This window comes from Terasakiella pusilla DSM 6293, assembly GCF_000688235.1.
Classification (GTDB): domain Bacteria; phylum Pseudomonadota; class Alphaproteobacteria; order Rhodospirillales; family Terasakiellaceae; genus Terasakiella; species Terasakiella pusilla.
Genome location: NZ_JHYO01000015.1, coordinates 77,482 through 90,866, shown reverse-complemented (window position 1 = coordinate 90,866; position 13,385 = coordinate 77,482). Strand labels below are relative to the sequence as shown.

At 51.7% G+C, this 13,385-nt stretch carries 11 protein-coding genes; 8 read left to right on the top strand and 3 right to left on the bottom strand.

Annotated features, from left to right (window positions below):
• The first annotated feature begins 109 nt into the window (after window positions 1-109).
• The 3 genes from Q397_RS22230 to Q397_RS0111800 are packed head-to-tail and all read left to right on the top strand — an operon-like array spanning window position 110 to window position 3,670.
• On the top strand, window positions 110-853 hold the full coding sequence (locus tag Q397_RS22230) for a TVP38/TMEM64 family protein (protein ID WP_205618825.1): 744 nt from the start codon (window positions 110-112) through the stop codon (window positions 851-853).
• A complete protein-coding gene (locus tag Q397_RS0111805) occupies window positions 850-2,274 on the top strand; it encodes a dihydrolipoyl dehydrogenase family protein (protein ID WP_028879600.1) in 1,425 nt (474 codons plus the stop codon). The genes Q397_RS22230 and Q397_RS0111805 overlap by 4 nt, the downstream gene beginning before the upstream one ends.
• A gap of 7 nt (window positions 2,275-2,281) precedes the next feature.
• On the top strand, window positions 2,282-3,670 hold the full coding sequence (locus Q397_RS0111800) for a sensor histidine kinase (protein WP_028879599.1): 1,389 nt from the start codon (window positions 2,282-2,284) through the stop codon (window positions 3,668-3,670).
• Window positions 3,671-3,732: 62 nt separating this feature from the next.
• On the opposite strand, the gene Q397_RS0111795 is transcribed toward Q397_RS0111800, so the two are convergent.
• The gene (locus Q397_RS0111795) at window positions 3,733-5,142 is read right to left on the bottom strand and encodes a DUF4139 domain-containing protein (protein WP_028879598.1); all 1,410 of its coding nucleotides are present in this window, start codon (window positions 5,140-5,142) and stop codon (window positions 3,733-3,735) included.
• Window positions 5,143-5,271: 129 nt separating this feature from the next.
• Here Q397_RS0111795 and Q397_RS0111790 point away from each other — a divergent pair, with 129 nt between their 5' ends.
• The 4 genes from Q397_RS0111790 to Q397_RS22225 all read left to right on the top strand — a co-directional run bounded on the left by Q397_RS0111790 (window position 5,272) and on the right by Q397_RS22225 (window position 9,767).
• A complete protein-coding gene (locus Q397_RS0111790) occupies window positions 5,272-6,447 on the top strand; it encodes a DNA recombination protein RmuC (RefSeq protein WP_038013661.1) in 1,176 nt (391 codons plus the stop codon).
• 95 nt (window positions 6,448-6,542) lie between these two features.
• Window positions 6,543-7,349, top strand: coding sequence for a pyrroline-5-carboxylate reductase (proC, locus tag Q397_RS0111785; RefSeq protein ID WP_028879596.1), 807 nt, complete (start codon window positions 6,543-6,545; stop codon window positions 7,347-7,349).
• A gap of 218 nt (window positions 7,350-7,567) precedes the next feature.
• Window positions 7,568-8,083, top strand: coding sequence for a phasin family protein (locus Q397_RS0111775; protein ID WP_084149039.1), 516 nt, complete (start codon window positions 7,568-7,570; stop codon window positions 8,081-8,083).
• Window positions 8,084-8,375: 292 nt separating this feature from the next.
• Complete coding sequence (locus Q397_RS22225) at window positions 8,376-9,767, top strand: DEAD/DEAH box helicase (protein WP_051609954.1); 1,392 nt, start codon at window positions 8,376-8,378, stop codon at window positions 9,765-9,767.
• A gap of 69 nt (window positions 9,768-9,836) precedes the next feature.
• Here Q397_RS22225 and Q397_RS0111765 read toward each other — a convergent pair whose 3' ends face one another.
• Window positions 9,837-10,043 (bottom strand): YgaP family membrane protein, encoded by a 207-nt coding sequence (locus tag Q397_RS0111765; RefSeq protein ID WP_028879594.1) that lies wholly within the window; start codon window positions 10,041-10,043, stop codon window positions 9,837-9,839.
• 73 nt (window positions 10,044-10,116) lie between these two features.
• Window positions 10,117-10,779 carry a Crp/Fnr family transcriptional regulator gene (locus Q397_RS0111760; RefSeq protein WP_028879593.1) on the bottom strand — a complete coding sequence of 221 codons (663 nt, stop codon included), beginning with the start codon at window positions 10,777-10,779 and terminating at the stop codon, window positions 10,117-10,119.
• 148 nt (window positions 10,780-10,927) lie between these two features.
• Here Q397_RS0111760 and Q397_RS0111755 point away from each other — a divergent pair, with 148 nt between their 5' ends.
• Window positions 10,928-13,309, top strand: a complete 2,382-nt coding sequence (locus Q397_RS0111755; protein WP_028879592.1) for an FtsK/SpoIIIE family DNA translocase — start codon at window positions 10,928-10,930, stop codon at window positions 13,307-13,309.
• Window positions 13,310-13,385: the final 76 nt, after the last annotated feature.

The following is a 13,385-nucleotide window of genomic DNA, read 5'->3' as shown; positions in this document are numbered from 1 at the left end:
ACGGCGGTCTAGGGGCAATTTCACATCCTGTTCACGCAAGCGTGACTAGAACGAATGACAAAGCCCGTTAGAATAGAGGGAACTGTTAATCGAATACTGGCTGACCTTGATGACTGCACCAAATGACATGACCCAAACGCCCGCAACGAAGTCGAAAAAGAAAATCCATCTGCTGCCCCTGCTGATCTTGGCGGGCGGGGTGATGGCGTTTTTCGTGCTGGGCGGGGCGGATTATCTTTCCTTTGAAACCTTGCGCGATAATCGACAGGATATCTTGGCGTGGACGACAGACCATTATCTGCTGGCGGTTCTTGGGTTTGTGCTGGCCTATCATGTGGCGGTGATGTTTTCCCTGCCCGGTGCCGTCTGGCTGTCCTTAACCGGGGGCTTTCTGTTCGGTACGGTGGAAGCAACGGCTTACATTGTGGTGGGGGCAACAGCAGGGGCGGTCGGGATTTTTCTGCTGGCCCGCTATGCGCTCTATGATTTTTTCCATGCCAGAGTGGGCAAGGCTTTGGTGAAGATGGAAAAAGGTTTTCAGGAAGATGCGCTCAGTTACATGCTGGTCCTGCGTCTGGTGCCGATCTTTCCCTTTTGGTTGGTCAATTTGGTGCCTGCCCTGTTGGGCGTGAAGTTAAGCACTTACACCATCGGCACCTTTGTCGGGATCATCCCCGGTGCGTTTGTTTATGCCAGTGTCGGCAGCGGCTTGGGCGCGGTCTTTGATGAGGGGCGAACACCGGACTTGGGGGTTATCTTTAGCCCTGAGGTCATCGCGCCGATTATTGGGCTGGCGCTGTTGGCGATGGTTCCTGTACTCTATAAAAAAATGAAGCAACGGGGGAAGGCGTGAGCGAGATTATTAAGACGGACATTTGCGTAATCGGTGGTGGGTCCGGCGGGTTGTCGGTGGCGGCTGGTGCATCCCAGATGGGGGCCGATGTGGTCCTTGTGGAAAAAGATAAAATGGGCGGAGACTGCCTGAACTATGGCTGTGTCCCCTCGAAAGCGTTGTTGGCAGCCGGACATGCCGCCCAAGCGGTGCGTGATGCGGGTGCCTTTGGGATTGATGTGACTTTAAACGGGATTACCCATCAAGCCGTGCATGATCATGTTAAAGGTGTCATTGCCGGGATCGAACCCCATGATAGTGTGGCGCGATTTGAAGGATTGGGCGTGCGCGTCTTAAAAGGCGCAGCGGTCTTTACCAGCCCACAGGAAATTGAGGTAGATGGCACGCGCGTGCAAGCCAAACGCTTTGTGATTGCCACGGGATCACGCGCGATGATCCCGCCGATTGAGGGGCTGACAGAAACGCCTTTTTACACGAATGAGACGATCTTTGATCTGACGGACACCCCACAACATTTGATCGTCATTGGCGGCGGTCCCATCGGGATTGAGTTGGCACAGGCCCATCGTCATTTGGGCGCGGAGGTGAGCGTCCTTGAGATGGCATCGATTATGCCGAAAGATGATCCTGAACTGGTGGATATCGTGCGCCTGCGCCTTCAATCTGAAGGGGTGAACCTGCACGAAGGGGTTAAAGTTGTCTCTGTTGAAAAATCGTCAGAAGGCGTATCGGTGACGATTGATCGCGACGGGGCTGAAGAGGTGATCACGGGATCGCACCTGTTGATTGCAACAGGACGTCAGGTCAATGTGGACGGGATGGCGTTAAAGGCGGCGCAGGTTGGTTTTGATGACCGTGGGATCAAAGTGGACGGTCGTTTGCGCACGACCAATAAAAAGATTTTTGCCATCGGGGATGTGGCTGGCGGGTTCCAGTTTACTCACAAGGCGGGATATGATGCGGGCGTGGTGATTAAAAACGCATTGTTTAAACTGCCTGCAAAGGCGGATTACAGCGCCTTGCCGTGGGTGACCTATTGCGCCCCTGAATTGGCGAGTGTGGGGCTGAACGAAGAAGCGGCGCGCAAAGCCCATGGCGAGATCCGCATTTTGCGATGGCCCTTTTCAGAGAATGATCGCGCCCGTGCGGAACGCGTGACAGATGGACTGATCAAGGTGATTACAACGCCCAAAGGAAAGATTTTGGGGGCGGCGATTGTTGGTGCCCATGCGGGGGAACTGATTGGCGTCTGGACCTTGGCGATCACGAAAAAATTAAAGATCGGGGATATGGCCTCGATGATTGCGCCTTATCCGACCTTGGGCGAAGTGTCCAAGCGGGCGGCAGGATCGTTTTTTACCCCGTCTTTGTTTAGTGAAAAGACCAAGAAGCTGGTGCGTTTCCTGCTGAAATTTGGATGAGGTAACGATGAAGTCTATGGGCGATATACGGGTCGGCTTGTCGGTGCGACTGTTGATCCTGACAGTGATATTCGTCCTGTTGGCAGAAGCCTTTATCTATGTGCCGTCGATCGCGCGCTATCGTCAGGTTTATCTGGAAGATCATATGGAAACGGCGCATTTGGCGGCGTTGGCGCTGGAAGCTGCGCCGGATCATATGGTGGATAAGGAACTGGAAGACCGTCTTCTTGCCCATGCCAAAGCCTATGGCGTGGTGCTGGTTGAGGAAGATCGGCGCATGTTGGCCTTGTCCAGTGATATGCCGCCCCAAACCGATCTTGACGTAAAGATCAGTGAGGAAAAGTGGGGGGCGTTGATTTGGCATGCCTTTGAAACCATGGGGCAGGAGACTAATCGGGTCATGCGGGTCATGGGGCCAAGTCCGCGCGATGAGGCAGTCCGCATTGAAGTGATTCTGGATGAAGCCCCGTTGCGCATGGAAATGCTGGACTATTCCAAACGGATTTTGAACCTGTCTTTGGTGATTTCGTTGATGACGGCGGTGCTGATTTACGTCAGCCTGCATTGGTTGATGGTCCGGCCTGTGCGACGTTTGGTTAAAAATATGGCGGATTTTCGAACCCACCCTGAAGACGATTGCTCAACCATTGTGCCGTCTGGTCGGCGCGACGAAATCGGCCTTGCGGAAGATGAGCTGCTGTCAATGCAGGGCGAACTGCGTAAGATGTTGCGCCAAAAAGACAGGTTAGCAGCCATTGGGGTGGCAGCAGCGAAAATAAATCATGATTTGCGCAATAGTTTGGCAAAAAGCATGCTTATTTCGGACCAGTTGGCGGGAAGTAGTGACGAAAAAGTGCGTAAACTCGCCCCGCAACTGTCCCATACAGTAGATCAAGCCATTGATTTATGCTCTCAAACCATGAACTACGTTTCCGACAGTACACCGCATGTGGAAAAAGAGCTGTTTTACATGCGTGATCTGGTGGACGAAGTATCTTGCCATCTGGAAGACTTGATGGATCGTGATTGTGAGTTGGTTAATCAGGTCGATGATTTGGCGGAGGTGGAAGGCGATGTCACCCAGTTGCGTCGTGTCATGGCGAATCTCGTGCGCAATGCCATTCAGATGGGGGCAAGCAAGGTTGAAGTGTCTTTGACACAGGACGAAACGATGGGCGTCTGCCAGATTGATATCGTCGATGACGGGCCCGGCCTGCCGCAAAAAGCACGCGATAACCTGTTTAAGCCGTTTGATGGGTCCGCCCGACGGGGGGGCACGGGGCTGGGGTTGGTCATCGCGCGGGATATCTTGCGCGCCCATGATGGGGATTTAACCCTGATCCATACCGGTGAAAAGGGCACCTGCTTTCGGCTGAGTTTGCCGATGATGGCTTAACAAAAAAAGCCTTTGATCACAGACGGGATCAAAGGCTTTTCAATATGCTGTGGAGTCTGGGTCTATCGTGTCTGTACGTTGATCCGGTAGGTCAGCTTTGTCTCGCCATTTGCCGGGACATCAATTTCCCAGATGGCGCGTTGACCTTGGCTTTCGGACAGTTTGTGGCTGGATTTTTCCAGTTTCCATTCACCGGGGAATGTTTCTTCAATACGTACTGTTTCCGCGTTGGCTTTGGCATTTTTGATGACGATTTCGTAAGCCGCGTTGAAACGGTCTTTGCCGTCTACGTCAAAGTCTGTTTGCGTGCGTTTTAAGGTCACGTCAAAGCTTTGGCCCGGATGCAGTTTGGCCACGGCATTTTTAGGCGTTTGGTTCAGGTTATCTTCCCCGATGAATTGCAGATTGCCTTGGTTGTCTTTGCGATAGAGACGCGCCAGTCCATTTGGCAGGGGCTGGCCTGTGGTATTTTCGAAAGACAGTTCGATATCAGGGTGAACCGGTGTTTCGGATTGGTGGTTAAGGGCGCCGTAGACGGGGCCAAAACGTTTGACCAACACGCGCTCGCTTTTAAAGGTCACGGGTTTGCTGAGGGCAACTTGTTTGGTTTCTTTTTGGGCGAGGTTTACTTTGTTGGGCAGTTGGTACAGGTGAATGCCACCAAGCGATTGCGGGGCCATGGCCATTGTTTCCGGCACGCTATCCATCATGGCCATGGATTGTACCGCGCCTTTGGCTTGCATCATTTGGACGCGAGGGGCTGCTTGACGGTTGATGGAACCTGCGGCCAAGTTCAGGGTCGCGTTTTGGTAATCCACACCGGAGGTGTTGGTCAGGTTCGCCCAGGATTTCATGGACAGGGATTTCCCATCGGGGGCAACTTCCACACTGTAGGAGGCATGCCAGTTCAAACCACTGGTGAGATAGCCCAAGGCCAGATCCAGATCGCCTTTTTTCAAGACCTCGATTTCCGCCATCATAGAAGGTTTGGCGCGCAGGCCTGCCGGCAGTTGGTCGAGCACAAGGTTACCCGGTTGACCCACTTCGATTTTACCGTCACGTTCAATGATCAGGCTGCCTTGGTTGGACAGGATTTTGGCTTGGATCAGTTCATCCTTACCGGTCACCGGATTGGTTTTACGGAAGGTGACGGTCTTGCCGAGGGACTTTTCCACCAACACGGACGGTGTCAGCAGATCAAAGGCAAAGCGACGTTCTTTGATGGCAAAGTTATTGCCGGAGATCAGCAAGCTGTCGGGGATGAGCTGCGCGCTGATATCTTCAAAGGCGATATCCTGTACGCCTTTGTCCAGTTTGACCGCGCGTTGGTCGCGCACAAAACCCAGACCGTTTTGGTAGATGGTCAGGCCAAGGTCTTTCTGATGGCTTTGATCAAGGGCGGTTTCACTAAGCGCAGAGGTGCTGGCAAGCAGTGTGGCGGCAAAAAAGAGGCCCGGGCGGATATGTGTCATGTCTTACTCCAAGTATTTTTTGTTATGTTGCCTCTTTGCTTGGCGACGGGCAAGCTTGCGCGGCAGAAATTTCATGCTAAGAGATAGGCAGAGAATTAAAAGTGTAAAGACGGGAAGGCTGGGAAAGTGATGGAGAATATATTGGATAACTCCGATATTGTAATGAGTTTACTGGTCGGGGTGAGTTTTTTTAGCCTGTTGCTGGCGGTTTTTGCTTTTATGCGGCGACCCAAAGGGGCAGAGGGGGATAGTGAGCTTTTGGCCCAGCAGCTTGTGGAGCTGGGGCGCGCGCATAGTGAGCTTGCCGGTCGCCTTGCCCAGATGGATGAAAACCAGAACCGCGCCCAGCACGCGGTCAGTGAACGGCTGCAAACCCAGGAACGCGCCATCACAAAAACACTGGATGAACGGTTGAGCCTGTTTAGCCATCGCATGGGGGAAGGGTTGCTGGAACAGACCAAATCCACCGCAAAGCAGATGTCCACTTTGGCAGAACGTTTGGCGGTGATTGATACGGCGCAAAAAAACATCATGGACCTGTCCCAGCAGATGGTGAGCTTGCAGGATATCCTGTCCAACAAACAGACCCGTGGCGCCTTTGGCGAAGTGCAGTTGGAAATGCTGGTGACCAATGCTTTGCCGCCATCTGCCTATAGTTTTCAGGCAACTTTATCCAACACAAAGCGGGTGGATTGTTTGTTGCAGCTTCCTAACCCGCCGGGCTCTATTTGTATTGACAGCAAGTTCCCGCTGGAAAGTTATAATGCATTGCAGGCGGCCCAAACCGATCAGGATAAAGTGCTGGCGACCCGCACCTTTAAGGCGGATGTGTTGAAACATATCAAAGATATTTCGGAAAAATATATTCTGGCGGGGGAGACGGCGGAAAGTGCGCTGATGTTTTTGCCATCGGAATCGATTTATGCGGAACTTCATGCCAATTTTACCGATGTGGTGGAAAAATCTTATAAGGCGAAAGTCTGGATCGTCTCGCCGACGACCTTGATGGCAACCTTAAATACGGTGCGCGCGGTCCTTAAAGATGCTCGCATGCGTGAAGAAGCGGGGCGCATCCAAAAAGAAGTCATGACGTTGCTGGAAGATGTGGATCGTTTGGATAAACGGGTCGAAAATCTGGATAAGCATTTTTTGCAGTCGGCAAAGGATATCCGCGATATTCAGATCACGACGGGTAAGATCACCAAACGCGGCGAACGTATTGAAGAAATCCAGCTCGGTGCCCATTCACCGGCAGAGGAGCTGGCGACACCCCCGAACCGGATTGAGTCAGAGGGGGCCGGATAAAAAAATCTGGGCTTTTACAGGTATCGGTCTTGCTTTTGTGACAAAGGAGAGAGATGCTCTGGAAAATTGAATCGTTTTATACAGGAGAATATATCATGGGCTTGATCCTTGTTGGATGCGGCAAAATGGGTGGGGCGATGCTGGAAGGCTGGCTGGATCAAGGTGTGCCGAAAGACAGTATCCGGATTGTTGAACGTTCCGGTGAGCATGCTCAAAGCCTGCGGGATACCCATGATATTTCCGTTGTCGATTCTTTGGATGATATTGAAGACGGCTTTCCCGCTGATGTGATCTTGTTAGCGGTTAAGCCGCAAATGATGGATGAGGCCGTTTTGGCGGCAAAACCGTTTGCCGATCGTGCAACTTTTGTGTCCGTTGCCGCGGGTAAAACCATTTCTTATTATCAACAGGCGCTGGGGGCCGAAGCGCGCATTGTGCGCGTGATGCCCAACACACCGGCGGCGGTTCGCCGTGGGATCAGCGTGGCTTGTGCCAACGCGAAGGTGAGTGAGCCGATGAAAGAACATTGCACAGACTTGTTGAAAGCGATTGGCGAAGTTGCGTGGATCGAAGATGAAGGTTTGATGGATGCGGTTACGGCGGTGTCTGGGTCCGGCCCGGCTTATGTCTTTTATATGACGGAATGTTTAACCGAGGCCGGATTGAAAGCCGGATTGCCTCAAGACTTGGCGACCCAGCTTGCCCGCGCCACTGTTGCAGGAGCGGGGGAGTTGATGCGTCAGACCGGCACGGATGCAGGTCAGTTGCGGACCAATGTCACGTCGCCGGGGGGGACAACACAAGCGGCCCTTGAGGTGTTGATGGCGTCGGATGGAATCGCCCCGATTTTTGAGAAATCGATCAATGCTGCAGTGCAGCGAAGTAAGGAGCTGGCGGGCTAAAAAGGTCGGGAATCGGCGATGTCACAAAAGAATAATCAACTTTTCATTTTGCTTAAGTGATTAAAAATTAATATTTTTTTGCGTTTTGCAATTTTAAATTGGTTTAATTTTTGTGCGGCGCACAAAAAGCCATTGACTTTTCCGAGCGATTCACGCATATTGCAGTCAGAAATTTTGCAGTGCAGCAAAACCTTTAATCTGAATTGGAGCTATGACCAATGACCGCAGCTAAAAAAACACAAGCAAACCCATTTGCTTTCGACGCTACTAAAGTATTTGGCGAATTTGACCCGACTAAATTGATGGGCGAATTTGATCCGCAGAAATTCATGGGTGATTTCCAGAAAGCTTTTTCTGAGTACAAAATTCCGGGTGTCGATGGCAACATCGTTTTGGAAAGCCAAAAGAAAAACCTCGAAGCCCTCGCTCAAGCGAACAAAGTTGCTTTGGAAGGTATGCAGGCTGTCTTCAAACGTCAGGCCGAAATTCTGAGCCAGGCAATGGAAGAAATGCAAGCGACATTCAAAGATTTGTCCGTTGCAGGCGAGCCGCAAGACAAAGTTGCTCAACAGACTGATCTGGTTAAAGACGCTGTTGAAAAAGCATTGTCCAACATGCGTGAACTGGCTGAGATGGCTGGTAAATCCAACAACGAAGCTTTCGAAACAATTCGCGCTCGTTTCACAGAGTCTTTGGACGAAGTGAAAGCTGAAGTGCTGAAACTGAAAAAATAAACCTTCTCCCCTGTAAGGTTGTTTTGGGGTGGTCCCTTTCAAGTGGACTACCCCATTTCTTTTTGTGTTTGTCCATGCAAAGCTTGACAAACTGTAGCAAAAATAAGATATAGCCGCTTACAGAAGACTTTCCGTGCGTGCAAGTTAATGCACGTGCCCTGATTACAGACGGTACTTTCCGGTGCCTCTAAGGTCGCGTTTCCTTGCCCCGATATGGGCATCATGTGCGGAAAAATTATAGGTCGTTGAACGCATTTGAACGACTTGAACGCATTTGATATAGGAAAATAGCGTGACCACATTTGATATGCTGGGTCTGGCGCAGCCGTTGCTGTCTGCCATTGAAAAACAAGGCTTTACAGAGCCGACTCAAATCCAAGACCAATCCATTCCCCACCTTATGAACGGCTTCGATCTGATGGGCGTTGCCCAGACAGGCGGCGGTAAAACGGCTGCGTTTGTTCTGCCTATGCTGCACCGTTTGGCAGAAGAAAACGATAAAACGGTTGCGGGTAAGCCGCGCTGCATTATCTTGGCGCCGACTCGTGAACTGGCGCAACAGATTGGTGTCAGCATCCGTTCGTTCACTAAAGGCCAAAAGATTTTCCATACGGTTATTTTTGGTGGCTCCCCTTATCGTCAGCAATTGCAACAGCTGCAACGCGGTGTGCATATTGTTGTGGCGACACCGGGCCGCCTAATGGACCATATGGAACGGGGCTCAATCAAGTTTGATGAGGTTCACACCTTCGTATTGGACGAAGCTGACCGTATGCTAGATATGGGCTTTATCAATGACGTGAAGAAAATTGCAGAAAATATGCCGAAAGAAAAACAGACGGTCATGTTTTCGGCAACCATGTCAAAGGCCGTTCGTGGTCTGGCCCAAGGTCTGTTGAACAAACCAAAACAGGTTGAAGCTGCGCGCGAAAATTCGGTTGCGACCACCATTGACCACCGTGTCATGCACCTGAAGCAAAAAGACAAGCCAAAGCTGTTGGCCCACCTGCTGGATGATCCGACCTTGACCAAGGTGTTGATCTTTACCCGTACAAAAGCGATGGCAGATCGCCTGTGTGACAATTTGAAAGAACGTGGTCACAAGGCCGATGCGATCCATGGGGACCGTCAACAGTCTGCGCGCCAACGTGTGTTGCGTGCTTTCCGCAGTGGTAACATTGAATTGTTGGTCGCAACAGATGTGGCAGCCCGCGGGATTGATGTTGCCGATATTTCTCACGTGATCAACTATGATATGCCGCTGGAAGGTGACAGTTATGTCCACCGCATTGGTCGTACAGGCCGTGCAGGACAAAGTGGTGTTGCTTTATCTTTCTGTACCGATGATGAAGGCGATTTGTTACAGGTGATTGAACGCACCATCAAGCAGCGTGTGGATATTCACAACGATCACCCGTATCACCAAGATCCGCTGCCGTTCAAATCGGCAGGGGGAGAGCAAAGACGTCGCCGTTTCGGCGGTGGTGGCAATGCCAATGCCAACGGTGGCAAACGTAAGTTTGGCGGCGGCGGTGCTGGCGGTCGCGCTAAGCCGGAAGGTGGCTTTAAAAAGAAAGAGGGCGGCTTTAAGAAAAAGGCGTCCGGTAACGGGTCTTTTAAAAAGACCGCTGCCAAGCCCCATGCCCGTAAGGCGGGCGCGGGTCAAAAGCGCCGCGCGGCTTAAAACAGGTACGTGCAAGACAAATAAAAACCCCGCCTTGTTGAAAAGGCGGGGTTTTTTGTGTCGGCTTGTTTAATTTTTCGGGTCAGCCGAACAGGTTTTTACACCGATCAGTGTGTAAGCCGGACACCAGCCGATCAGGGCGGTGACAAGTGGGACAATCCCGATATAGCCCCAAACGTTATAGCCTGTGTCGGGAAAGAGCACCGCATAAGCCAAAAGCGCCAGACCGACGATGATGCGCAAGATACGATCGATTGATCCCATGTTCTTAGTCATTGTTCCATACTCCTGTAAGACATCCATTCTATTGACGATCAGTAAACAGGAAGAGGCGTCTTTTATCTGTGACTTAATCACATTGTGCACGAATAAAGGCCGTCAATCCGTCTGGGGTGGTAACGGTGATTTGTCCGCGCGACAGGGTGATCCAGCCCTTGCGCTCAAAATCTTTGAGTTGGCGGGAGATCACTTCGCGCGCGGTGCCAAGTTCGACGGCGAGTTCATAGTGGGTCTTTTTAAGGATGTGGTTGTTATCCATTCTGTCCTTCAGGAACTGGGCAAGGCGCACATCAATTCGACCAAACGCGACTTCTTCCACTAAGGAGACGAGATTGGAAATCCGTTTCCCATAGCTGGAAAAGACGAGATCGCGAAAGGCTTGGGAGCGATTGAGCAACGCGTTAAAGGCATCGATAGGCAGGGCAATCGCCGTTGTCTCACATTCCGTAATGGCTTCGGCAGAATAAGCGTCACCGGAGAGCAGACAGGCAGTGGTCAGGATGCAGGTCTGCTGGTCTTCCACACGATAGAGCACGATTTCTCGGCCCGTCTCCCCGATCATCTGTACACGCACGCAGCCGTCTAAAACAATCAAAAAGGCCGCACAAGGGGAACCGGCTTCAAATACCTTGGTGCCAGCAGGAACGCTCAGGCGTTGCAGCCGTGGGGTGATAAAGGCACTATCGTCCGGTGAGAGGTTCTCAAACCCGACAATTTTATTGATTTGGTCCATCCCGATCCCCTGAGTATTTATCTATATAAGAGGTATCATATATTCTCACGCTGTCCATCTCTCATTTTTGCGTAAACTATCCCTTAACTGTCTTGGGATAAATTGAAACGATCTCTGATTTTCGTGAAGATGAAGTGAGCGCGATAGTATGGCCCGTAGTACCTCAAAGACCCAACGAACCCCTTTGTTGCCGCCCGGTGTGCAGCAATTTCTGGTCCGCCGATTAATCGAAGCCGGTGGTCTGTTGTTGGGCGCGTTGGGGCTTGTGCTGGCGGTGACCTTGCTCAGTTATCAAGCGTCTGATCCGTCTTTAAATAGTGCCTCGCCCCATGAGGTCGCAAACCTGATGGGCCCAGCGGGGGCTTATGTTGCGGATTTGTTTATCCAGTCTGTCGGGATTGCCTCGATCATCCCGGCATTGGTGATGGTGTGTTGGGCCTGGCGCATCACCTCCAAACAGATGGTGTCGAGCCTATGGCTGCGTTTGGTGATCCTATGTTCCTCCACTTTATTGTTAAGCATTGCCCTGAATGTGCTGCCGGTCCCTGTAGATTGGCCGTTGCGCAGCGGATTGGGGGGATTATCCGGTTTATTATTGACCGAACGTCTGTTGCAACTGTTTAGCATCATTGGGTTGGGCAAAGTGCCTTACTTTGATGTCCTGCTGTCTGTGTTGGCAGCGGGGCTGGGCGGTTTTGGGTTGCTCTATGGTCTTGCCTTGTCCCGTTCAGAATGGTCGTCTATGGGTAATGGTGTCGGCACAGCGCTAAAAGGCACGGCTGTCGGGTCCGTTGAGGCGGTCAAAAAAGGCGTTGGCATTTTAAAGCGTACCAAGCTGGAAGAATTGATCGAGGAAGAAGAACAGGCCCTGTTTGAGGATGAGGAGGTCGAACCTATCCTCAAACGCAAAAAAACACCCAAGCGCGTGACGGAGCCGGAGGTGAATCTGGACGTGCCGAAAAAGGCGAGCAAAGCCAAGCAGCAGTCCTTGGTGCTCTCCCCCGATAGTTATAACTTCCCGCCGATGGATCTGTTGACGCAAGCCAGCCCGGCGCAAAAAGCGTCAACTAAAATTGATCGCAGCGCCCTTGAACATAACGCGGAATTGCTTGAACAGGTCTTGGCAGACTTCGGCGTAAAAGGTGAGATTGTTGAAGTGCGCCCCGGTCCGGTGGTGACGCTCTATGAACTTGAACCGTCTGCGGGGACAAAAACTTCGCGTGTGATCTCGCTTGCAGATGATATTGCCCGTTCCATGTCAGCGGTATCGGTGCGGATCGCGGTTGTGCCCGGTCGTAGTGTGATCGGGATTGAATTACCAAACGCAAAACGCGATACGGTTTATCTGCGTGAACTGATCGAGTCGCCGAGCTTTGAAAACCCGAAAGCCAGCCTCAACATGGCGCTTGGGGTGGATATCGGCGGGCGGCCTGTGATGGCGGACTTGGCACGCATGCCGCACTTGCTGGTAGCGGGGACCACGGGGTCTGGTAAGTCTGTCGGGGTGAACACCATGATCCTGAGCTTACTGTACCGCATGACACCGGAACAATGTAAGTTCATTATGATCGACCCGAAAATGTTGGAACTGTCGGTTTATGACGGTATTCCCCATTTGCTCTCGCCTGTGGTGACAGAACCGGGCAAGGCGGTGATGGCGTTAAAATGGTGCGTGCAAGAAATGAACGAGCGCTATCGTCTGATGTCGAATTTGGGCGTGCGTAACATTTCCGGCTATAATGCCAAGCTGGAAGAAAGCCGCAAAAAAGGCGAGGTCCTGACGCGGCGTGTGCAAACCGGCTTTGACCCGGAAACCGGCAAACCCATCTTTGAAGAACAGCCGCTGGATATGGAAGCAATGCCGTTCCTTGTGGTGATTGTGGACGAATTTGCGGACCTGATGTTGATGGTGGGGAAAGAGATTGATGCCTGTATCCAGTCCTTGGCGCAGAAAGCCCGTGCCGCCGGTATTCACTTGATCATGGCGACACAGCGTCCATCCACAGACGTGATGACAGGCACGATTAAAGCCAACTTCCCGTCCCGTATTGCCTTTACCGTGACCACAAAAATTGACTCGCGCGTTATTTTGGAAGTTCAGGGCGCGGAACAATTGCTGGGCATGGGGGATATGCTGTTTAAACCGGGCGGTGGGCAAGTCTCACGTGTGCATGGGCCGTTTGCGTCGGACGGGGAAGTGGAAGACGTTGTGAATCACCTGAAAAAACAAGGTGAGCCAAAATATGTCGAGGCGGTCACAGAAGAAAGTGACGAGCCGATTGACGGGCTGGTCATGCCGACAGGGGCTGTGGGCGGCAATACATCCGGTGATGATGCGCTTTATGATCAGGCGGTACAAATTTGTATTCAAGACGGCAAAGCGTCAACCAGCCACATTCAGCGTCGCTTATCCATTGGATATAACCGCGCCGCGCGCATTGTCGACCAGATGGAAGAAGCGGGTATTGTGTCTGCACCAGATCGGGTTGGGCGGCGTAAAGTACTGGCAGGTAAGGATGGTGTTGAATAATAAGGATGTATGTATTACTCTTTGAGATAATAAAAAAGCAGCATCTTAAATTAGAATTTTATGAATAAACGCTGTT

What these genes read in the sequence shown, in the direction of transcription:
- Q397_RS22230 (WP_205618825.1), top strand. Translation starts at nt 110, where the DNA reads ATGACTGCACCAAATGACATGACCCAAACGCCCGCAACGAAGTCGAAA.
- Q397_RS0111800 (WP_028879599.1), top strand. Translation starts at nt 2,282, where the DNA reads ATGAAGTCTATGGGCGATATACGGGTCGGCTTGTCGGTGCGACTGTTG.
- Q397_RS0111795 (WP_028879598.1), bottom strand. Translation starts at nt 5,142, where the DNA reads ATGACACATATCCGCCCGGGCCTCTTTTTTGCCGCCACACTGCTTGCC.
- Q397_RS0111790 (WP_038013661.1), top strand. Translation starts at nt 5,272, where the DNA reads ATGGAGAATATATTGGATAACTCCGATATTGTAATGAGTTTACTGGTC.
- proC (WP_028879596.1), top strand. Translation starts at nt 6,543, where the DNA reads ATGGGCTTGATCCTTGTTGGATGCGGCAAAATGGGTGGGGCGATGCTG.
- Q397_RS0111775 (WP_084149039.1), top strand. Translation starts at nt 7,568, where the DNA reads ATGACCGCAGCTAAAAAAACACAAGCAAACCCATTTGCTTTCGACGCT.
- Q397_RS0111765 (WP_028879594.1), bottom strand. Translation starts at nt 10,043, where the DNA reads ATGACTAAGAACATGGGATCAATCGATCGTATCTTGCGCATCATCGTC.
- Q397_RS0111760 (WP_028879593.1), bottom strand. Translation starts at nt 10,779, where the DNA reads ATGGACCAAATCAATAAAATTGTCGGGTTTGAGAACCTCTCACCGGAC.
- Q397_RS0111755 (WP_028879592.1), top strand. Translation starts at nt 10,928, where the DNA reads ATGGCCCGTAGTACCTCAAAGACCCAACGAACCCCTTTGTTGCCGCCC.